Annotated in this window: 17 protein-coding genes; 11 read left to right on the top strand and 6 right to left on the bottom strand. The window is 67.7% G+C overall.

Going from position 1 to position 21,029, the window contains the following annotated elements; translation table 11 throughout:
- Positions 1 to 801, bottom strand: a complete 801-nt coding sequence (locus tag GQR91_RS13295; protein WP_149682914.1) for a GDSL-type esterase/lipase family protein — start codon at positions 799 to 801, stop codon at positions 1 to 3.
- Positions 798 to 1,760 carry an alpha/beta hydrolase gene (locus GQR91_RS13290; RefSeq protein WP_149682999.1) on the bottom strand — a complete coding sequence of 321 codons (963 nt, stop codon included), beginning with the start codon at positions 1,758 to 1,760 and terminating at the stop codon, positions 798 to 800. The genes GQR91_RS13295 and GQR91_RS13290 overlap by 4 nt, the downstream gene beginning before the upstream one ends.
- Positions 1,761 to 2,187: 427 nt before the next feature.
- Between GQR91_RS13290 and GQR91_RS13285 the strand changes: the two genes are divergently transcribed.
- From GQR91_RS13285 to GQR91_RS13275, 3 genes are all read left to right on the top strand, one after another.
- On the top strand, positions 2,188 to 5,025 hold the full coding sequence (locus GQR91_RS13285) for a TonB-dependent receptor (protein WP_249042542.1): 2,838 nt from the start codon (positions 2,188 to 2,190) through the stop codon (positions 5,023 to 5,025).
- Positions 5,026 to 5,099: 74 nt separating this feature from the next.
- The gene (locus GQR91_RS13280; RefSeq protein ID WP_311732277.1) at positions 5,100 to 6,683 is read left to right on the top strand and encodes a GH39 family glycosyl hydrolase; all 1,584 of its coding nucleotides are present in this window, start codon (positions 5,100 to 5,102) and stop codon (positions 6,681 to 6,683) included.
- A gap of 12 nt (positions 6,684 to 6,695) precedes the next feature.
- Positions 6,696 to 8,906: a WD40/YVTN/BNR-like repeat-containing protein gene (locus tag GQR91_RS13275; protein ID WP_149682917.1), complete on the top strand. Its 2,211-nt coding sequence runs from the start codon at positions 6,696 to 6,698 to the stop codon at positions 8,904 to 8,906.
- A gap of 4 nt (positions 8,907 to 8,910) precedes the next feature.
- On the opposite strand, the gene GQR91_RS13270 is transcribed toward GQR91_RS13275, so the two are convergent.
- Positions 8,911 to 9,243: an L-rhamnose mutarotase gene (locus tag GQR91_RS13270; RefSeq protein ID WP_149682918.1), complete on the bottom strand. Its 333-nt coding sequence runs from the start codon at positions 9,241 to 9,243 to the stop codon at positions 8,911 to 8,913.
- Between the two features lie 126 nt (positions 9,244 to 9,369).
- Between GQR91_RS13270 and GQR91_RS13265 the strand changes: the two genes are divergently transcribed.
- From GQR91_RS13265 to GQR91_RS13230, 8 genes are all read left to right on the top strand, one after another.
- Positions 9,370 to 10,158 (top strand): IclR family transcriptional regulator, encoded by a 789-nt coding sequence (locus GQR91_RS13265; RefSeq protein ID WP_149682919.1) that lies wholly within the window; start codon positions 9,370 to 9,372, stop codon positions 10,156 to 10,158.
- Between the two features lie 164 nt (positions 10,159 to 10,322).
- Complete coding sequence (gene fucP / locus GQR91_RS13260) at positions 10,323 to 11,621, top strand: L-fucose:H+ symporter permease (RefSeq protein WP_235904104.1); 1,299 nt, start codon at positions 10,323 to 10,325, stop codon at positions 11,619 to 11,621.
- Between the two features lie 22 nt (positions 11,622 to 11,643).
- Positions 11,644 to 12,375 (top strand): SDR family oxidoreductase, encoded by a 732-nt coding sequence (locus GQR91_RS13255; RefSeq protein ID WP_235904097.1) that lies wholly within the window; start codon positions 11,644 to 11,646, stop codon positions 12,373 to 12,375.
- 31 nt (positions 12,376 to 12,406) lie between these two features.
- Positions 12,407 to 13,264, top strand: a complete 858-nt coding sequence (locus tag GQR91_RS13250) for a fumarylacetoacetate hydrolase family protein (protein WP_149682921.1) — start codon at positions 12,407 to 12,409, stop codon at positions 13,262 to 13,264.
- A 5-nt stretch (positions 13,265 to 13,269) separates the two neighbouring features.
- Positions 13,270 to 14,139 (top strand): amidohydrolase family protein, encoded by an 870-nt coding sequence (locus GQR91_RS13245; RefSeq protein WP_149682922.1) that lies wholly within the window; start codon positions 13,270 to 13,272, stop codon positions 14,137 to 14,139.
- A complete protein-coding gene (locus GQR91_RS13240) occupies positions 14,136 to 15,182 on the top strand; it encodes an aldo/keto reductase (RefSeq protein ID WP_149682923.1) in 1,047 nt (348 codons plus the stop codon). Before GQR91_RS13245 ends, GQR91_RS13240 begins: the two co-directional genes overlap by 4 nt.
- Complete coding sequence (locus tag GQR91_RS13235) at positions 15,179 to 15,481, top strand: UxaA family hydrolase (protein ID WP_149682924.1); 303 nt, start codon at positions 15,179 to 15,181, stop codon at positions 15,479 to 15,481. Before GQR91_RS13240 ends, GQR91_RS13235 begins: the two co-directional genes overlap by 4 nt.
- Positions 15,478 to 16,677 carry a UxaA family hydrolase gene (locus GQR91_RS13230; protein ID WP_149682925.1) on the top strand — a complete coding sequence of 400 codons (1,200 nt, stop codon included), beginning with the start codon at positions 15,478 to 15,480 and terminating at the stop codon, positions 16,675 to 16,677. The genes GQR91_RS13235 and GQR91_RS13230 overlap by 4 nt, the downstream gene beginning before the upstream one ends.
- A gap of 10 nt (positions 16,678 to 16,687) precedes the next feature.
- Here the strand turns inward: GQR91_RS13230 and mgrA are convergent, their stop codons facing one another.
- The 3 genes from mgrA to GQR91_RS13215 all read right to left on the bottom strand — a co-directional run bounded on the left by mgrA (position 16,688) and on the right by GQR91_RS13215 (position 21,006).
- Positions 16,688 to 17,767, bottom strand: coding sequence for an L-glyceraldehyde 3-phosphate reductase (gene mgrA / locus GQR91_RS13225; RefSeq protein WP_149682926.1), 1,080 nt, complete (start codon positions 17,765 to 17,767; stop codon positions 16,688 to 16,690).
- Between the two features lie 72 nt (positions 17,768 to 17,839).
- Entirely contained in the window at positions 17,840 to 20,335 is a 2,496-nt protein-coding gene (locus tag GQR91_RS13220; RefSeq protein WP_149682927.1) for an ABC transporter permease, read from the bottom strand.
- Positions 20,332 to 21,006 (bottom strand): ABC transporter ATP-binding protein, encoded by a 675-nt coding sequence (locus GQR91_RS13215; RefSeq protein ID WP_149682928.1) that lies wholly within the window; start codon positions 21,004 to 21,006, stop codon positions 20,332 to 20,334. The genes GQR91_RS13220 and GQR91_RS13215 overlap by 4 nt, the downstream gene beginning before the upstream one ends.
- Positions 21,007 to 21,029 lie beyond the last annotated feature (23 nt).

Genomic DNA, 21,029 nt, shown 5'->3' with positions numbered 1-21,029 from the left:
CTATCGTCTCCTGTGATGGGCAAGGCCCAGCGCCTGTTCGATCGCGGCCTCAGCGATGGGTGCCATGCGCGCATAGGCGTTGCCCAGCGGATGAACGCCGTCCCGGGTATAGGGGCGCGCCATCAGGCCGGCGCGGTCGACGAGCGCGGTGTGGTAGTCGGCATAGGCATAGCCGCGACGGGCGCAAAAGGCGCGCAGCCAGCGGTTCAGCGCGACGATGGTCGCGGGCTTGCGCTCCTTCACCACGTCGCGGGCGGCGGGCGTATAATCGTTGACCGGCAGCAGCGAGGCGAAGACGACGGCGATCCCGTGCGCGTCGGCGAGATCGGCCATCGCCTCCCAGTTCGCCTCGATCTGTTCGGGCGTTTCCTGTTGCAGAAATCCCTGAATGTCGTTGATGCCGGCGAGGATCACGACGGCCGCAGGCTTCAGCCCGACCACGTCCTGATGGAAACGCAGCAGCATCTGCGCGGTGACCTGGCTGCCGATGCCGCGATTGACATAGGACCGGCCCGGAAAGCTGGCGGCGAGGTTCCACTTGTCGGTGATCGAGTCGCCGAGGAAGACGACGCGGCGCTCCCCGCGTCTGGGGGCTGCCAGTGCCGCATTGGCGGGCGCGTAGAGATAGCGTTCGCCGAAATCCTGCATCAGGCTGGGGACCAGCCTGGCGCGAAACGGGCCGAGCCACGGGCCCCAGTCCCGTTCCGCCACGATGCGGCGTTCGGGCGAGCTTTGATAGCCTTGCGCGGCAGCGGGCACCGCGAACAGGGCGGCCAGCAGGGCAATCGCGGCGCGTTTCATGCCGGGAAGATGCCCTGACCCGCGGCAAAGGTGGCGAAGAGCGACGGCCATGCGCTGGCCGAGCGCGTCGCGGGCAGGCGCACCCCGAAGCCGTGTCCTCCATCCTCGAAGATGTGCAGCGCGGCCGGACGGCCGGCGGCGCGCATCGTCTGATACAGGGCGATGCTGTTGTCGGGCGGAACCAGCCCGTCGTCGCTGGCATGGACCAGCAGGATCGGCGGGGTGGCCGCATCGACGCGCGTTTCGATCGACCATTCGCGGCGCTGGGCGGGGGTCTGTTCGGGGCCGAGCAGCATGTCGCGCGAGCCGGCATGGGTGAAGGGGGCGGAGAAGCTGATGACCGGATAGACGAGGCCGGCGAGATCGGGCCGCGCGCTGAGCCGGTCGGCGGCGTCGACCGGCGTATAGGTGGCAAGTGCGTGGCGGGTGGCGAGCGAGCCGGCCAGATGCCCGCCGGCGGAGAAGCCCAGCACCGCAACGCGGTTCGCCGCAATGCCGAAGCCCGCAGCGCGCGCGCGAATGACACGCATCGCCCGCTGCGCATCCTGAAGCGGGACAAGCGCGCGGCTTGCCCAGCCTTCGTTCGGCAGGCGGTAGAGCAGGATAAAGGCGGTCACCCCCCGCGCGTTCAGCCACGCCGCCTGTGATGTGCCTTCATTGTCGTAGGACAGGAAGCCATAGCCGCCGCCGGGACACAGCAGCGCCGCGGCGCCATTGGGGCGTGCCGGGCGGCGGACGACGACGACGGGGCGGGCGATACCCGTCACCCAGCGATCGGGCGTGGCGGCCCCGCGCGATTGATCCGCGACCTTGCGCGCGATGCGCGCACCGGTGTCGCCGGGCGGCGGCCCGGGCCAGAGCTCGACGATCTCGTCTCCGGGGCCGGTCTGCGCCGCGGCGGGCATCGCAGACAGGGCGGCGGCGCCGCCGATCAGGGTGCGACGGGACAGGATGGGCAGGGTCATGCCGGTAACTCGCATGTCGGAAGGGCGTGGACATCGGCGGGGTTCTGATTCGCCAGCCGCCGGAAAACTGCTTTGACCGACCGCTGCGCGACCGGCCGGATAATGTCGGACATAGGGGCCGATGGCAGGGTGACATTCGATGCACGCAGAGCCGGCTTCATCCTGCCCGGCGTCGGCACCTGATACCCTAGCGGCTGTGTCATCGCTCTCCCCGAACCGCGTGGTATCGTTCCCTTTGCGGTGACCGGCAAAGTGACGCCGATCACCGACGAAATCAAATTTTATCTTCATAGTGGCTATTCCTCAACACCTTATCTGCCGCTATGCAGGCTTTGCGTTAGCGCTCTCACAGAGAAGTGCTGCAAGGTTTTAGGAGGGATACTCGATGGACGCCTGCGAACCCGCGCGCCGGAATGATCGGATGCGCTTGTACTCGACCGCTTCGATGGCCGCATTGCTGATGGCATGGACCGTGCCGGCGGCGGCGCAATCATCCGACAATAGCCAGACGCCTGCCGAGCAGAGCGGTACCGTACCCCCCAGCGGCGATGCCGGAACGGCGAGTCCGCAGGGCAGCGGTGCGGCCACCGATACCGAGGCAGCGGACATCGTGGTGACCGGCGTGCGCGCCAGCCTGTCGACCGCGCAGGGCATCAAGCGCAACGCGTCGCAGATCGTCGATTCGATCGTGGCGGAGGACATCGGCAAGCTGCCCGACCGCAACGTGGCGGAGGCATTGCAGCGCATCACCGGCGTACAGATCCAGCGCAGCTTCGGCGAAGGCAGCTCGGTGGCGATCCGCGGCCTGAGCCAAGTGCGGACCGAGGTGAACGGGCGCGACGTGTTCACCGCCAGCGGCGGGCGCACGCTGAGCCTGGAGGATGTGCCCTCCGAACTGCTCGCCGGAATCGACGTCTACAAGAACCCTTCGGCCGACCTGATCGAGGGTGGCATCGGCGGCCTGATCAACCTCAGGACGCGCAAGCCCTTCGACTTCAACGGGCTGAAGATGTCGGCGAGCGCGACCGCCAACTATTACGACCTGCGCGACACCACGACGCCGCAGGCCAACCTGCTCATTTCCAACCGCTGGAACACGGGCATCGGCGAGATCGGTCTGCTGGTCGACCTGGCCTATCAGAAGACGGCGTTCCGTCAGGACCAGATTTCGAGCCAGCCCTTCTTCCGCCTGGACCCGGCGACCGAGCTGGGTGCAGCGACGCTGGCCGGACTGGGGCGGACCGGGCAGGAGACGTTCCTGCCGCACGGCGTGGGCATCGGCCAGTATCTGGGCGACCGGCGGCGCATCGGCGTGGACGTGGCCCTGCAATGGAAGCCGACCGACACGCTGTTGCTGACCGGCGAATATGTGCGGTCGGACTACAAGTTCCAGTATGGCGACTACAGCTTCTTCGCCTTTACCGGCGATACGCCGATCACGCCGGACTTCACCGCGCCCTTCACCTATGATGCGGACGGCAATTTCCGCAGCGGCACCTTCGTCAACGTACCGATCAATTCGAACACCAGCCTGGAGCGGCGCAAGTCGGTGACCAGCGACTATTCGCTGAACGCCCGCTGGACGCCGACCGACCGCCTGACGATCAACGGCGACTTCCAGTATATCCGCGGCACGACCGACGGACAGCGCTCGATCGTCATCCTCAATTCCAATGCGGAGCGGCTGTTCCAGCAGGTCGGCAGCGGCGTGCCGACGATGATCATCACCCCCGACAACGATCCCACCAATGGCGACGGCCTTTTGCTGAACCCGGCGAACTATGCGGTGCCGGGCGGCTATCTGGACAATGTCAGCCGGTCGGTCGGCAAGCAGTATACCGGGCGGCTGGACGTCAATTACGAGTTCGACACCGGCTTCCTGAAGTCGATCGCGGCGGGCGTGCGCTACACCGACCGGTCGGCAGTGAGCGACAACAGCATCTATGCCTATTACGGGCTGACCGAGACGCCCTATGCGCTGCTGGAGCCGCGCATCTTCGGCGGCGACCTGTATCGCGGCTATCGCGGCATTCCCGAGGGCGTGATCGCCTTCAACCGCAACATCGTTCTGGACTATGACGCGACCCGCAACGCGCTGGCGCCCTTCGTCGGGGCGGAGCAGCGGCAGGCACTGCTCAACGGCGTCACCTATGCGCCCAACGACCGCAACACGCAGGGTGAGAATACCTACACCGCCTACGGCCTCGTCAAGTTCGGTGCGGACGACCTGTCCATTCCGATCGACGGCAATGTCGGCGTGCGCGTCGTGAAGACCAAGGTGAGCACCGCGGGCTTCTCCGCACAAACGCCGCAGGCGCAGACCGGGGTCGATCCCGCGACCGGCCTGCCCATCTTCGGCAACGGCCCGATCAGCTTCGTGCCGCTGGGAGCGGATTCCGATTATACCAAGGCGCTGCCCAGCCTGAACCTGCGCTTCCGCTTCACGCCGCAGCTGCAACTGCGTCTGGCGGCGTCCAAGGCCCTGACGCGGCCGGACTTCACCGCGCTCAACCCGAACATCAACATCGTCGAGAACAATCCGGGCGGTGGCCTGCGTACGGCGACGACCGGAAATGCGAACCTGCGGCCGCTGACCGCGGACCAGCTCGACGCGTCGCTGGAGTATTATTTTGCGCGCACGGGTTCGGTATATGGTGCGGTGTTCTACAAGAAGGTGGACGGCTTCATCGCCAACATCACCTCGACCGAGACCTTCAACTTCGGCAACGGTCCGTTCACCGTCGACGTCACGCGGCCGCTGAACGGCGACAACGGCAAGATCAAGGGCTTCGAAGTGGGCGGCAACACCTTCTTCGACTTCCTGCCGGGGGTGCTGTCGGGCTTTGGCGTGCAGGCCAACTTCACCTATGTCGACAGCAAGGCACCGAGCCCGGATGCGCAGGACACGACCGGCGCGCAGTTGACGGTGCCGTTGGAGCAGCTGTCCAAGTACAGCTACAATCTGGTCGGCATTTACGACAAGGGACCCCTGTCGGCGCGCGTCGCCTATAACTGGCGCTCGAAATATGTGGTCACCACGCGCGGGAACGGTAGCGGCAACCTGCCGATCTTCAACGATGCGCGCGGACAGGTGGACGCATCGATCACCTATACGGTCACGCCCAATTTCGGCTTGACGGTGGACGGGATCAACCTGACCAATACCGAGAACCGCACCTATTACGGGATCGCCAGCCGCCCGCAATCCGCGGTACTGAACGACCGGCGCGTCAGCATCACGGCGCGCTTCACCTATTGACGAACGCGCAGGGCCGGCGGTGCCGGCCCTGCCACCTATCATCCGGGGCCATCATGACCAGCCAGCCACTTTCCATGATCGGCCGAACCCTGGCCACCCTGCTGGCCACGATGATGATCGCAAGCGGAGCCGGCCACGCGGCCGAGGCACAGGCGCCGGTTCGCACGATCGACATCGATCTGGCACGGGCGGGCGAACCGCTGGACCGCTCGTTCGACCTGTCGGTCGGGTCGGATTATCCGGGCACGCTGATCCGGCCGGACAGCCTGGCGCAACTCGACACGGCGGTGAAGGAACTGGGGTTCCGCTACGTCCGGTTCCACGACATCTTCACCGATGCCCTTGGCACCGTGCAGAACCGCGACGGTACAATCGTCTATGACTGGACGAAGATCGACCAGTTGTACGATGCGCTGCTGGCGCGGGGGATCAAGCCGTTCGTGGAATTGGGCTTTACCCCCGGCCTGTTGAAGACATCGCCGCAGACAATTTTCTACTGGAAGGGCAATACGTCGCATCCGCGGATCGACGAATGGGGCAGGCTGGTCGATGCCTTTGTGCGGCACCTGCGCGACCGCTACGGTGCGGAGGCGGTGCGCGGCTGGTTCTTCGAGGTGTGGAACGAACCCAATCTCGCCGGCTTCTGGGAGAAGGCCGACAAGGCGGCCTATCTGGAGCTGTATGAAACCAGCGCGCGGACGATCAAGGCGATCGATCCTGCGCTCAGGGTCGGTGGACCGGCGACGGCGGGCGCGGCCTGGGTGCCGAACCTGCTGGACCATGCCGCGGCCAGAAACATCCCGATCGATTTCGTCACCACCCATACTTACGGCGTGGACGGCGGTTTTCTCGACGAGAAGGGCGGGGACGACAACAAGCTGTCGACCAACCCGGATGCGGTGGTGGGCGACGTACGGCGGGTACGCGAACAGATCGCGGCCTCCAGATTTCCGAAGCTCCCGCTCTATTTCACCGAGTGGAGCGCAAGCTACAATCCGCGCGACCCGGTGCACGACAGCTATATCAGCGCGCCCTATATCCTGACCAAGCTGCGCGCGACGCGCCCCTATGCGCAGGGCATGAGCTATTGGACCTATAGCGACCTGTTCGAGGAAGCGGGGCCACCGCCGACGCCCTTCCACGGCGGCTTCGGCCTGATGAACCGCGAGGGCATCCGCAAGCCGGCATGGTTCGCGTACAAATATCTCCACATGCTCCACGGCCGCGAGGTGCCGAGCGCGGACGACCAGGTATTGGCGACGACCGACAAGGGGCGGACGGGCGTCCTGCTGTGGAACTGGCAGCAACCGGCGCAGACGATCAGCAACCGGCCGTTCTTCACCAAGCTGCTGCCCGCCACGCCCTCGGCCGATGCGGAGATCCGGTTGTCGCACCTGACGCCGGGGCGCTACCGGTTGGCGGTACGGCGTACCGGCTATCAGGCGAACGACGCGCATTCCCGCTATCTGCAGATGGGGTCGCCCCGGTCGCTGACCGCCGCGCAGATCGCCGAGTTGCAGGCGCTGACCAGCGATACGCCGGAGTTGCAGCGAACGGTGCAGGTCGGGCGCGATGGTAGCCATGTGCTGCGCGTGAAGATGCGCAGCAACGATGTCGTGCTGGCGACGCTGGAGCCGGAAAACACGCCTCAGAGGTAAACGGGGATCACCATGCAGCTTCGATCACGCCTGTCATGCCTGCTCGCGCTGGCGCTTGTCGGTACGGCGCCGGGCGTGCTGGCCGAACCGCCGGCGGCGACGCCATATCGGTGGAGCAACGTCACCGTGGGGGCGGGAGGCTACGCACCCAACATCGTCTTCAGCCCCGCCGAGCGCGGCCTGGCCTATCTGCGCACCGATATGGGCGGGGCATATCGCTGGGACGCGAAGGACCGGCACTGGGTGCCGTTGCAGGACGACAATGCGGTGTCGAGCCATATGGGGATCGAGAGCATCGCCCCCGACCCGCGCGACCCGAACGTCGTCTATATGGCCGCAGGGATGAACGCGCGCGAGCCCGCCGCCATCCTGCGCTCCGCGGACCGCGGTGCGACATGGCGGGTGGTGCCGGTGCCGTTCGCGATGGGCGGGAACGAGCCCGGTCGCGGCCTGGGCGAGCGGCTGGCGGTGGACCCGGGCGATCCGCGCACCTTGTTCTTCGGATCGCGGCATGACGGCTTGTGGCGCAGCGACGATGCGGGCGCGCGCTGGCGCCGGGTGCCGGGCTTTCCGGTCAAGGGTCTTGGTCTGCCCAAGGCCCGCGAGGGGCATGGCGGCGTCTCCTTCGTGGCGATCGATCCGACGGGCGCGCAGCCGGGTAAGCGGTCGCAGCGGATTTGGGCCGGCGTGGCGCAGACGGGCGCCGGCGCCTTGTGGCGGTCCGACGATGGCGGGAAAAGCTGGACAGCGGCCGACGCGCCGCCCTTGTTGGCGGCCAAGGGTGTGGTCGACAGCCGAGGCGTGCTGTGGGTCGGATATTCCGATGGCATCGGGCCGAGCGACGCCAAGACGGGCGCGGTATGGCGCTATGGCCGTGACGGTAGCGGACGTGACGTCACGCCGCCGGACTGGCGCACCAGCGGCGCCGAGGGCGGCTTCCTGGGCGTCGCGGTGGCCCGGTCGGCGCCCGGCACTGTCGCGGTGTCGACGATCGACCGGCGCGGGGCGGGAGACTCGCTGTGGGTGACGCGCGACGATGGAGCGCATTGGGAGGATATGGGCGCGCGCAGCCGGCGTGACGTGTCCACCTCACCCTTCCTGTTGCATGAAGGGAAGGGGGCCGATTTCGGGCACTGGATCTCCGGCCTGGCGATCGATCCGTTCGATGCGGGGCATGTCGCCTATACGACCGGGGCGACGGTCTATGCGACGGCGGGGATGAGCGGGAAGGGGGCGATCGACTGGGCTCCGTGGGTGCGCGGGATCGAGCAGACCGCGATCATCACGCTGATCTCGCCCACCGGCGGCGCACCGCTGGTGTCGGGGTTCGGCGACCTGGCCGGGTTCGTCCACCGCGACCTGACCCGCTCGCCCGAACCCAGCTTCATCAACCCCTATCTGTCGAACACCAACACGCTGGATTATGCCGGGCGGGCGCCGAATGTGATCGTGCGGAGTGGCAGCCTGTATGTCGACCGGGCCCGCGATGCGTCGTTGGGGCGGTCGGAGGATGGCGGGGCAACCTGGGTGCCGGTCCGGGTGCCGCCGCAAGGGGCGCCGCCAGCGCGCGACGACCTAATGGGGGAGGCAGCGATCAGCGTGTCGGCGGACGGCGCCACCATGCTGGTTTCGACCCGGATCCCGCAGATGACGCGCGACGGCGGCCGATCATGGCAGGCGGTGCGCGGCCTGCCCGGCCGGACGCGCACGGTGGCGGACAAGGTCGATCCGCGCGCCTTCTGGGCCGTGGATACACAGGGTGGACGTTTGCTGGCATCGCGTGACGGTGGCGCCAGCTTTGCGCCGGTCGCGGGGCGGGGACTGCCCAAGGACCTGGTGCCGGCAGGACGACAGGGGCGCGAGGCGCAGAGCGCGCTGCTCGCGACGCCGGGGCGCAGCGGCGACCTGTGGTTGCAGGCGGGAACGCGGCTGTTCCACAGCAGCGACGGCGGGGCCGGTTTCGTGCCCGCCAGCGGCGCGCTGTCGGTCGAACTGTTCGGGCTGGGGCGCGAGCATCTGTTCGCGATCGGCACGCTGGGGGGCGTGCGAGGTATCTGGCGCTCGGCCGATCGCGGCGCATCATGGACACGGATCGATGACGATGCGCATCGCTGGGGCGGGCGATACCGGGTGATCGCGGGCGATCCCCGGCGCGCCGGCCGGGTCTATGTCGGCACCGACGGTCGGGGGCTGTTCTATGGCGATCCGGCGGCCGCGCGCTGAGGTGTCACGCTCCGTCCAGCGTGAAGATGCGGGTCATCGGCGCCCATTTGTCCGGCGATCCGGCGATACGCTGCTGGAAACGGTCCATCGCCGCCTGCCAGCGGTCGTCGGTGGCGCGCAGATGGTCGGCGATCGCGCGCGGCCAGTCCGCCGATACCTCCGCGACCATGAACAGGCGGGAGCCGAAGCGCCAGATCTCCATCGCCTCGTAACCAGCGGCGCGGATGCCCTCCACCACCTCCGGCCAGACGGCACCGGGCGCGTGCGCGGCCTCATAGGCGGCGATAAGCTCGGCATCGTCGACCAGATCGAGCGCGAAGCAGATGCGTTGGGCCATGTGCGATCCTCATCCCGTTGACCCGGCGGCACTATGGACATGGCCCGGCGCCGTCAAACCAGCGTCGTTGCGGGGCATCGGCGGAACGCCTACCCGAGGAAAGACACGGCAGGAGGATGCGCAACGATGGCGGAGCGAAAGGAACGCAAGGGTAGCTATGCCGCGCCGGCGCTGGACAAGGCGTTCCTCGTCATCGAATTGCTGGCGGACCATCCACAAGGATTGCTCGCCAGCGAGATGGCCAGCGCGCTCGGGCGCTCGCTGGGCGAATTGTTCCGCATCGTGGTGGTGATGGAGGAGGCCGGTTATCTCCAGAAATCGCCGGTGACCGACCGCTATACGATCACCTACAAGTTCCTCGACATCGCGTATCGGGCGACGCCGACCCGGCAACTGACCGCGGCGGCGGTGCCCGAGATGCAGGCACTGGCACGCGCGACGGAGCAGTCCTGCCACCTAGTGGTCGCCAAGCATGCCGAGGGGCTGGTGATCGCGCGCGAGGAAAATCCCGGCGTGCGCGGCTTCGCATTGCGGCTGGGCGCATCGATCGACCTGCTGCGCAGTTGTTCGGGACAGGTGATCCTGGCATTTTCGGCACCGGCCGCAGCGGAGCGGTTGCTCGACCGGATCGAAGCGGCGCGGGGTACGAAGATCGACCGGGCAGCGCTGTCGAAGCGACTGGAAGAGGTGCGGGCTAAAGGCGGCGACATGCGGGAAAGCCCGGTCGCGCGTGGGGTAACGGACGTCAGCTATCCGGTCTTCGGCTTTGGCGGCGAGGTGATGGCGGCGCTGACCATTCCCTTCCTGGAACTGATCGACGGATCGCAGGTGGTCGGCGTGGATGCGGCCCGCGAGATGCTCGCGGCGGCGACGCTGCGTATCTCGCGACTGCTGGGACACGTAGCGGAAGAATGAATGCCAGCGGGTTGCGCCGGTTCGCACATCCCGCTAACTTTCACGCATAAAAGTTAAATATCATGGAGAGGCGCGATCATGGTTGGAGATAGTCGGCATCATCTATCCCGTGGCCCCTTCATGGCATCCGCATCGTACCCGACGGGAGTGCGTAGCTGATGGCGATGCCGGTCATGACGGCGGCGGGTACCCCGCAAGCGGGCGCCACACCGTATCGCGGGCAGCGCTATCTGCCGGCGCTGATCATCACGGTTAGCCTATTCTTCCTGTGGGGTGTCGCCAACAACCTGAACGACATCCTGATCGCGCAGTTTCGCAAGGCGTTTACGCTGTCCGACTTCGGCACCAGCTTTGTGCAGCAGGTGTTCTATTTCGGCTATTTCCTGCTGGCGGTGCCCGCATCGATGGTGATGCGTCGGTTCGGCTACAAGGCGGCGATCGTCACCGGCCTGATGCTCTATGCGGCGGGCGCATTGCTCTTCTACCCGGCGGCGCAGGCCAGCCTGTACCAGTTGTTCCTGCTCGCGCTGTTCGTGATCGCTGCAGGCCTCGCCTTTCTGGAGACCTCGGCCAATCCGTTGATGACCGAGCTCGGCGATCCGGCGACCGCGGCGCGGCGGCTGAACTGGGCGCAGGCGGCCAACCCCCTGGGTGCGATCACCGGCATCCTGATCGGGCGCTTCTTCATCCTGTCGGGCATCGAGCATGACGAGCAGGCCCTGGTGACGATGGACGCCGCGGCGCGCGAAGCCTTTTACCGCAGCGAGGTGCAGGCGGTGGTCGGCCCCTATATGTGGATCGCCGCTATCGTGCTGGCGTTCGCAGTCGCCGCGCTGTTCGTCGCCTTTCCGAAGAACCCGCCGCGCGACGCCGGTGACACGACGCAGGGCGGGCGCTTTGCCGATGTGCTGCGCCATCCGCGGCTGATCGGGGCGGTGGCCGCGCAATTCTTCTATGTCGGCGCGCAGGTCGGGCTGTGGAGCTACACGATCCGCTATGCGCAGGCGAATGCCGGGTTTGGCGAGCGGGCGGGCGCGGACGCACTGTTCGTGTCGCTGGTGCTGTTCGCGGCCGGGCGATTTGCCGGGGCGGCGTTGATGGCGCGGATGGCGCCGGTTCGGCTGCTGGCGCTGTTCGCGGGCATTTCGCTGGCGCTGGCGGCGGTGGCCGGACTGATCGGCGGCACGATCGGGCTGTATGCGCTGGTCGCCTCCAGCTTCTTCATGTCGATCCAGTTTCCGACGATCTTTGCGATCGGCATCGACGGCCTGGGGCCGCTGCGCCGGATCGGAGCCTCGCTGATCGTGATGGCGATCATCGGCGGCGCCGGGCTGACCGCGCTGATGGGGCTGGTATCCGATCTGGCGGGGATCACCCATGCGGTGCTGGTGTCGGCGGCGAGCTTCGCGGTGGTGCTGGCCTTCGCGATCATCGTCGGCCGCGGGTCGGCCAGGGCCGGCTGAGAGACAAAGCAGGAGTAGCAGAGTGGACAGGTTGAAGGGCAAGCGTGCGATCGTCACCGGCGCCGGGCAGGGTATCGGCCGGGCGGCGGCGGAACGCTTCGCACAGGAAGGCGCCAGCGTCGTCGCGGTCGATCGCAATGCGGACGCGCTGGCGACCCTGACGGGGTGCGAGACGCGGCTGCTGGACCTGACCGATGCGGCGGCCATTGCCGCGTTTGGTGCCGAGGCGGGCGAGGTCGACGTGCTGTTCAATTGCGCGGGCTATGTCGATGCCGGCACGCTGCTGAACAGCCAGGATGCCGGCTATCGCCTGTCGTTCGACCTGAACGTCCATGCGATCACCCATATGCTGACGGCGCTGCTGCCCGGTATGATCGCGAGGGGCGGGGGGTCGATCATCAACATGGCCTCAGTCGCGGGGCCGGTGATCGGCGTGGCGAACCGCTTCGCCTATTGCGCGTCCAAGGCGGCGGTGGCGGGGATCACCCGGTCCGTGGCGGTCGATTATGTCGGCGACAAGATCCGCTGCAACGCGATCTGCCCGGGCACCGTGCAATCGCCGTCGCTGGACGAGCGGCTGGCCGCGACCGGGGACGAGGCGGGGGCGCGGGCGGCGTTCATCGCCCGCCAGCCGCTCGGCCGGCTGGGCACCGCGGACGAGGTGGCGGCGCTGGCGCTGTACCTGGCGTCCGACGAAAGCGCGTACACCACCGGGCAGCTGCACGTCATCGACGGCGGCTGGTGCATGGCCTGATCTTTTCTGCAGTTTTGCGAAGGTATTCGATATGAAGCTTTGTCGGTTCGGTGCTCCCGGTGCGGAGCGTCCCGGTGTGATCGATGCGGATGGCCGCATCCGCGACCTGTCCGCGCATGTCGGCGACATCGGCCCCGATGCGCTGGGCGCGGACTCGCTCAAGCGGCTGGCTGCAATCGACCCGGCGAGCCTGCCGCTGGTCGAGGGCGAGCAGCGCTACGGCGCCTGCGTGACGGGGACCCGCCATTTCGTCGCCATCGGCCTGAACTACGCCGACCATGCCGCGGAATCGAACCTGCCGATCCCGGAGGAGCCGGTGGTGTTCCAGAAATGGGTAAGCTGCATTCAGGGGGCGAACGATCCGATCGTGATCCCCAAGGATTCCAAGAAGACCGACTGGGAGGTCGAGATGGGCGTGGTGATCGGCAAGCGCGCCACCCATGTCGCGGAGGCCGATGCCCTTGATCACGTCGCGGGATATTGCGTCATCAACGACGTGTCGGAGCGCCACTGGCAGATCGAGCGCGGCGCGACGTGGGACAAGGGCAAGGGCTTTCCGACCTTTGGCCCGATCGGCCCCTGGCTGGTCACCGCCGACGAGGTAGGCGACCCGCAGGACCTGTCGATGTGGCTGTCGGTGAACGGCAAGCGCGTACAGGACGGCCACAGCCGCACCATGATCTTCGGCGTGGCGCAGATCATCGCCTATCTGTCGCAGTTCATGACGCTGGAGCCCGGTGACGTCATCACCACCGGCACGCCGCCGGGCGTCGGCCTGGGGCAGAAGCCGGAGCCGTGGTATCTGAAGGCCGGCGACGTGGTGGAACTGGGTATCGAGAAGCTGGGCGAACAGCGGCAGGACGTGGTCGCCTGGACGGCGGCGGACTGACGCGCATGACGACGCGGCCGCCCTTCGTGGATGCACACCTGCACATGTGGGATCGGGGGCGGCTGCGCTATCCGTGGCTGGACGAGGCGGACAAGGCGCCGATCGCGGACAGCTACCTGCCGGCCGACTATGTGCGCGAGGCGGCTGCGTGGAACGTCGTCGGGGCCGTGCATGTCGAGGCCGGGGCGCATCCGGGCGATGCGGCGGGCGAGACGCGGTGGCTGGACGAGCTTGCCGCCGATACCGGGCTGCCCACCGCCATGGTCGCCTATGTCGCGCTGGACGATCCGGAGGTGGAGGCGAAACTGGCCTTTCACGCCGGCCATGCGCGGGTTCGCGGCATTCGCCACATGGTGAACTGGCATCCGACCGACCCGGGGCGGGCGGCGCACCCATACGACCTGACGCGCGACGATGCGTGGCGGCGGGGTTACGCGCTGCTGGCGCGCCATGGCCTCAGCTTCGACTATCATGGCTTTCCGCCGCAGCTGACCGGCATGGCGGAGGTGGCGGCGCTCCACCCCGACACGCCGGTGATCGTCGACCATTTGGCGTTGCCGATCGTCGCGGACGGGCTGGAGGCGTGGCGCGACGGCATCACGCGGCTGGCGGCGATGCCGCATGTGTCGATCAAGCTGTCCGGCGCAAGTTTCGTCGGCGCACCCTTTGCCGACATCGTACGCGAGATGATCGACCGCTTCGGCACCCGCCGGGTGATGGTGGCAAGCAATTTTCCCACCGACCGGCTGTTCGCGACGATGGACGAGACGCTGGGCGCCTATGAGGCGCTGCTCGCCGATTTCTCCGAGGATGAGCGACGTGACCTGTGGGGTCGCAACGCCAACACCCTTTACCGATTGGGACTGACGCTGTGAACGATATCGCTCGCCGGACGGTGGGACGTACCGGGCTGACCGTGACTGAACTGGGGTTCGGCGCGGCTTCGCTCGGCAATCTATATCACCCGGTCGCCGACGCCGATGCGCGGGCCGCGATCGAGGCGGCGCTGGATGCCGGCATGACCTATGTCGATACCGCACCGCATTACGGGCGGGGCCTGTCCGAACGACGGGTGGGCGACGCGGTGCGCACCCGCGCGGACGTGGTGGTATCGACCAAGGTCGGGCGGCTGATGGACCCGGATGCCAGCATCACCGACGACCGGGAGCGTGACGGCTTCCGCTCGCCAATGCCCTTCCGGATGCGCTACAACTACAGCCATGACGGCATCCTGCGCAGCCATGAGCACAGCCTGCAACGGCTCGGGCTGGGGCGGGTGGACCTGCTGTATGTCCACGATATCGGCGGCTACACGCATGGCGATGCAGCCGGGGAATATTGGGAGCAATTGACCCGCGGCGGCGGCCTCAAGGCGCTGGCCCGGTTGCGGGACGAGGGTGCGATCGCGGGCTTCGGCATCGGCGTCAACGAGATCGCGGTGTGCCTGGACGTGATGCGCGAAATGCCGCTGGACGCGATCCTGCTGGCCGGGCGCTACACGCTGCTGGAACAGGATGCGCTGGACATGCTGCTACCCGCCTGTGCCACGGCCGGCACGTCGATCGTGATCGGTGGGCCCTATAACAGCGGCATCCTGGCCACGGGGACGAAGGGGGGCGGGGTGCTGCACCATGATTATGGCCCGGCGTCGGACGCGGTGATCGCCAGGGTGCGCGGGATCGAGGCGGTGGCCGACCGCCACGGCGTGCGCCTGCCTGCTGCTGCGTTGCAGTTCGTGCTGGCGCATCCGAGCGTCGCCAGCGTCATTCCGGGGCTCGGCAGCGCGGCGCGCGTCGACCAGACGATGGACCTGTACCGCGCGGCGATCCCCGCCGATTTCTGGGCCGAATTGCGCCATGAGGGATTGTTGCGCGCCGACGCGCCGATCCCCGCCACCACCAAGGAGACCACCGCATGACCCCGCCGGCCGCCATCCGTCTGTCGCCCAGCGACAATGTCGTCGTCTGCTGCCGGTCGGTAGAGGCAGGAGAGAGCTTCGTCGTGGAGGGCCAGACGCTGAGCGTGACGCAAGCCGTGCCGATCGGCCACAAGCTGGCGCTGTTTGCGCTCAATCCGGGTGACAAGGTCTTGAAATACGGGATGCCGATCGGATCTATGACGGCAGCGGCCGATCCCGGCGGGTGGGTCCATATGCACAACATGAAAAGCGATTACATGCCGGCACATCTGCGTGACGCGGCGGGAGACCAAGCATGATCGAGGCATGGCTGCGTGCCGACGGGCGCAAGGGCATTCGCGACGCCATCGTCGTCGTCTATCTGGTGGAATGCGCGCACCATGTCGCGCGCCGCATCGTGGACAAGGTGGATGATCCGCGGGTGCAGTTGATCGGCTTTCCCGGCTGCTACCCCAACGACTATGCGCTGGCGATGATGAAGGCGCTGATCGTCCATCCCAATGTCGGTGGCGTGGTGCTGATGTCGCTGGGTTGCGAGAGCTTCAACCGCGAGGCGCTGGCGCGCCACGCACAGGAGAATGGCCGCCCGGTCGAGACGGTGGTGATCCAGCAATCGGGCGGCACGCGCGGCGCGATCGATGCCGGGCTGGCGGCGGTGGCACGCGTCGGCGCGATCGCCGACGCGCAGGCGGTACGGGTGCCGATGGCGATGTCCGAACTGGTGGTCGGCACGATCTGTGGCGGCTCCGACGGGACGAGCGGTATCACCGGCAATCCGGCAGTGGGCCGTGCCTTCGATACGCTGGTCGATGCCGGTGCGACCTGCATCTTCGAGGAAACCGGCGAGATGATTGGTTGCGAGGGCCATATGGCCGAGCGCGCGGCCAACCCGGCGGTGGCCGACGCGCTGATCGCGTCCGTCCAGCAGGCTGAGCGCTATTACCGCGCGATGGGCTATGGCAGCTTCGCGCCCGGCAATGCCGAGGGCGGCCTGTCCAGCCAGGAGGAGAAGTCTGCCGGCGCCTATGCCAAGTCGGGCAGCCGCGTCATCGATGGGGTGATCCTGCCCGCCGAACAGGCGCCGGGACCGGGGCTGTACCTGCTCGACGTGGTGCCGCCGGGCGATCCCAAGTTCGGCTTCCCCAACATCGTCGACAATGCCGAGATCGGCGAGCTGATCGCATGCGGGGCGCATATCAACCTGTTCGTCACCGGCCGCGGATCGGTGGTCGGGTCCGCGATCTCGCCGGTGATCAAGGTATGCGCGAACCCGGAAACCTATCGCCGGATGGAAGGCGACATGGACGTTGATGCCGGCCGTATCCTGGAAGGCCGGGCGACGCTGGACGAGGTCGGGGCCGAGATCGTGTCGCTGATCGCGGCGGTGTCCGCCGGCGCACAGACCAAGTCCGAAGCGCTGGGACATCAGGAGTTCGTGCTGACCTACAAGGCGTCGGCGCCGGCCGGACCGGCCTGCATGCCGGTCGCGGCCTGAACGCCCCCGCTCAGGAGGCGGGTATACCCTGTGCGGCAGGCAGGTCGACGGTGTCGGACGACCCCGCCCACAGGTTGATGCCGCCATCCGCCGCGGCGTCGTCGATCGCCGACAGCTCCTCGGCCGTAAAATCGAGGCGGTCGACGGCTTTCAGCGAATCGTCGAGCTGATCGACGGTCCGCGCGCCGATCAGCGCGGAGGTGACCCGGGGATCGCGCAGCACCCAGGCGATCGCCATCTGTGCCAGCGTCTGGCCGCGGGTATGCGCGATGTCGTTCAGCTGGCGGATCGATGCCAGGTTCTGCTCGCTCAGCAACTGCGTGGACAGCGATCCACCACGGCTGGCGCGGGCGTCCTTGGGCACGCCACCGAGATATTTCGACGTGAGCATCCCCTGCGCCAGCGGCGAGAAGGCGATGCAGCCGGTGCCCAGATCGTCCAGCGTTGCCAGCAGGTCGCGCTCGATCCAGCGATTGAGGATCGAATAGCTCGGCTGATGGATGAACAGCGGCACGCGCTCTTCCGCCAGGATCGCCGCGGCGCGCCGGGTCAGGCCGGGGTCGTAGGAGGATATGCCGACATACAGCGCCTTGCCCTGCCGGTGGAGCTGCGCCAGCGCACCCATGGTTTCCTCCAGCGGCGTGTCCGGGTCCACCCGGTGCGAGTAGAAGATGTCGACATAATCGAGACCCATCCGCTTCAGGCTCTGGTCGCAGCTTGCGATCAGATATTTCCTGGACGAGCCGATATCGCCGTACGGGCCGGGCCACATGTCCCATCCCGCCTTGGACGAGATGACCAGTTCGTCGCGGTGGGTGCGGAAGTCGGAGGCGAATATACGCCCGAAATTTGCTTCCGCCGAGCCATAGGGCGGGCCGTAATTGTTTGCGAGATCGAAATGGGTGACGCCGCGATCGAATGCCCGTCGCAGGATGGCACGGCCGACTTCGTACACGTCGTCACCGCCGAAATTCTGCCATAGGCCCAGGCTGATCGCGGGCAGTTTCAGGCCGCTGCGCCCGGTCCGGCGATAGGGCATGCCCTGATCGTAGCGGGCGGCATCGGCGGTGTAGGGAACGGAATAGGGCATCGGCACCTCCAGGGATAAGGCTGGACCATCGAACCCCATCTCGGGTTCCGACGGCAAATGGTTGAAACGTCGCTACAAGGCCCGGAGCGATGCGGCAGGCCGGGCCCGCAGCACCGGCAGCGTTCCGGCAATGCCGATGCCGATCGTTACCACCGCGCCACCCGCCAGTGTCGCCAGGATCACGATCCAGTCAGGCATCCAGTCGAACCCGAACACCTGCGTCACCACGAACCAGCCGCTGCCGACGCCCAGCACGAGCGCCACCGCACCGACGATGCCGGCCAGCACCGCATATTCGATCGCCTGCGCCAGCAATATCTGGCGGCGCTTGGCCCCCAGCACCTTCAGCATGACCGCGTCATAGGTGCGTGCTGCGCGGGCAGCGGCGATCGCCCCGAGCAGCACCGCAATGCCCGCCAGCACGGCGATGCCGGCGGCAACAGTGATCGCGGTCGCCATCTGGTTGACCACGTCCTGCACCTGTTGCAGCACGCCGCCCACCTCGACCACGGAGGTGGAGGGGAAGCGGGGGAGCAGCGCCCTGGTCACCGCCGGCGCCTTGGCCGCGGGCATGTCGATCGTCGCGGCCAGGTTGTGCGGTACATCGGCCAGCGCGCCGGGCGAGAACACCATCACGAAGTTGAAGCCCAGCGTGTCCCAAGCGATCCGCCGGAACGACGCGATCCGCGCCGTGCGCTCCAGTCCCAGAACCGAAATGGTCAGCGGATCGCCGATCTTCAGCTTCAATGCCTCGGCAAGACGCGTGTCGATCGAGACGAGGCTTTGTCGTGCCTCCGCCGCGTTCCACCATCGTCCCGCCGTCAGCGTGCTGCCTGCGGGCAGGGTGGTCGCGAAGGTCAGGCCGCGCTCGCCGCGCAGCGCCCAGGCCCCCTCCGGAATCGTCGCCAGATTGGCGACGCGGGTCGTGCCATAGCCGGTGATCGTCCCGCGCATCAGCGGAACGGTGGCAATGACGGCTTTGGGGGCCACCGCGATGACGGTGCGTCGGAACTCGCCTTCGCGATCGGGTGGCACGTCGAGCGCGAACAGGGCAGGGGCGCGCTCCGGCACCGAGCGACGGATATTGCCGTCGATGCTGGTGCGGATGCTGGCGAGCAGCACGAACAAGGTCAGGCCAAGACCGAGCGCGACGACCAGCGACACGGTTCGCGACCCCGGCCGGTGGAGCGCGGCAAGCGCAAGCCGGGCGAGCGGCCTGCGGGGGCGGGGCAGGCGTGCCGCCGCCATCCGGATCACGGTGCCGATGCCCACCAGCGCGGCCAGTGTCGCTGCCGTGGCCCCGAGGAAGGCCGCGGCAAAGACAGGGCGATCGGTGGTCAGCAGGGCCAGCACCGCAACGGGGATACCCGCCGCCACCGCCCAGAGGCGGCCACGCCATCCGCCGCCGGCCCGTGCATCCAGCGCGCCGCGCAGCAATGCCGCGGCCGGCACGCGCCCGGCGGCGACCAGCGGCGCTGCGCAAAAGGCGAGTGCGATCAACAGGCCATAGGCCGCGGCCAGCGCGAGCGCGGCGGGCGCAAGGGTCAGTCCCGGCGCGACCGGCAGCACCGCGCCCACCGCCATGCCGACTAGCGGCACCGCGACGATGCCGGCGGTCAGGCCCAGAAGGATGCCGACCCCGGCGACGGCAAGGACCTGCAGCAGATATATGCGCGCCACCATGCCCGATGTCGCGCCCAGCACCTTCAGCATCGCGATATTCTGGCGCCGCGCATCGAGATAGGAGGTGACGCCGTTGCCGACGCCGATCCCGGCGATGACCAGCGCCGCAAGCCCGACCAGCGTCAGGAACTCGCCCATGCGCGCGATGAAGCGGCTGGCGCCGGGCGAGGCACGGTCGCGGGTGCGGGTTTCCCAGCCCGCGGTGGGGAAACGACGCTCGAACCGCCGGACGGCGCTTGCCGGATCGCCGGCGCTGGCGATGCGGTATCGCGTGTCATACAGGCTGCCCGGCTGGATCAGGCCGGTGCGATCCAGCCCTGCGTGTGCGATGATCGCGACGGGGCCGAGCGTGAAGCCCTCGCCAAGCCGATCCGGCTCGTCGGCGATGATCCCCCCGACCCGAAAGCCCGCAGTGCCGAAACGCAGGGTGTCGCCGGGGCGCACCAGCAGCCGCTCGGCCAACGCCCGTCCGATCCAGACCTCATCACCTGCCGGTGCCCGTGCCGTGCGCCCATCGCCCAGGGTGAGCCGGCCGTAAAGCGGATAGGCAGTATCGACCGCCTTCAACTGAACGGGAGCGGTGGCACCAGCAGCGGTGACCGCCATCGACTGCATCCGGATGGTCTCCGACACCCGTCCGATCGCCCGCATCGCCGCCTGCTCCGACGGCTCGGCCAGACGCTGCGACACCGAAAATTCCAGATCGCCGCCGAGCAGCACTCGCCCACGCGCGGCAAGCTCGCCGCCGATCGCCTCGCCCAGACTGCCGATCGCCGCCAGCGCGCCCACCCCCAGAAACAGGCACAGCAACAGCAGGCGCAGTCCCCGGAACCGCGCCGACACCTCACGCCGTGCGAGCCGCCAGGCCAGCGCCCAGCTGCTCACGCCGCGATCCGCCCATCAGCCAGTTCGATCACCCGGTCGCAACGCCGGGCAAGGGCGGGATCATGGGTGATGATGACCAGGGTCGCTGACGTGGCGGCGCGACGGTCGAACAACAGATCCATCACGCGCGCGCCGGTGGCTGCGTCGAGATTGCCCGTCGGCTCGTCGGCGAAGACGATGCGGGGACGGGGGCCGAGTGCGCGGGCGATGGCGACGCGCTGCTGCTCGCCACCCGAAAGCTGTGCGGGATAATGGTCCAGCCGGTTGGACAATCCGACCGCGGCGAGTTCCGCCTCGGCACGGGCGAAGGCGTCGCGCTCGCCGGCCAATTCCATTGGCACCGCGACATTCTCCAGCGCCGTCATCGTCGGCAAAAGATGGAAGGCCTGAAGCACGATGCCGATCCGGCCGCGCCGTGCGATCGCCAGACCATCCTCGTCCAGCGTGCCGAAGTCGGTGCCCGCCACCTCGACGCGGCCGGAGGTCGCGCACTCCAGCCCGGCCAGAACCGCCATCAACGACGATTTGCCCGAACCCGATGCCCCGAGCAGCGCCAGGCTCTCGCCGTCCGCGACCGCAAGGTCGATACCCTTCAGTATCTCGACCGGCGCCGCGCCGCCAAGCGTCAGCCTTACATCCGCGGCCCGGATGACCATATCGCGTGCGACCATGTTTTCGGGGAATCCAGAATAAA

This window comes from Sphingomonas carotinifaciens, assembly GCF_009789535.1.
In the GTDB taxonomy this organism is placed as follows: Bacteria; Pseudomonadota; Alphaproteobacteria; order Sphingomonadales; family Sphingomonadaceae; genus Sphingomonas; species Sphingomonas carotinifaciens.
The sequence above is the reverse complement of the archived record's forward strand: the minus strand, read 5'-3'. Positions and strand labels throughout refer to the sequence as shown.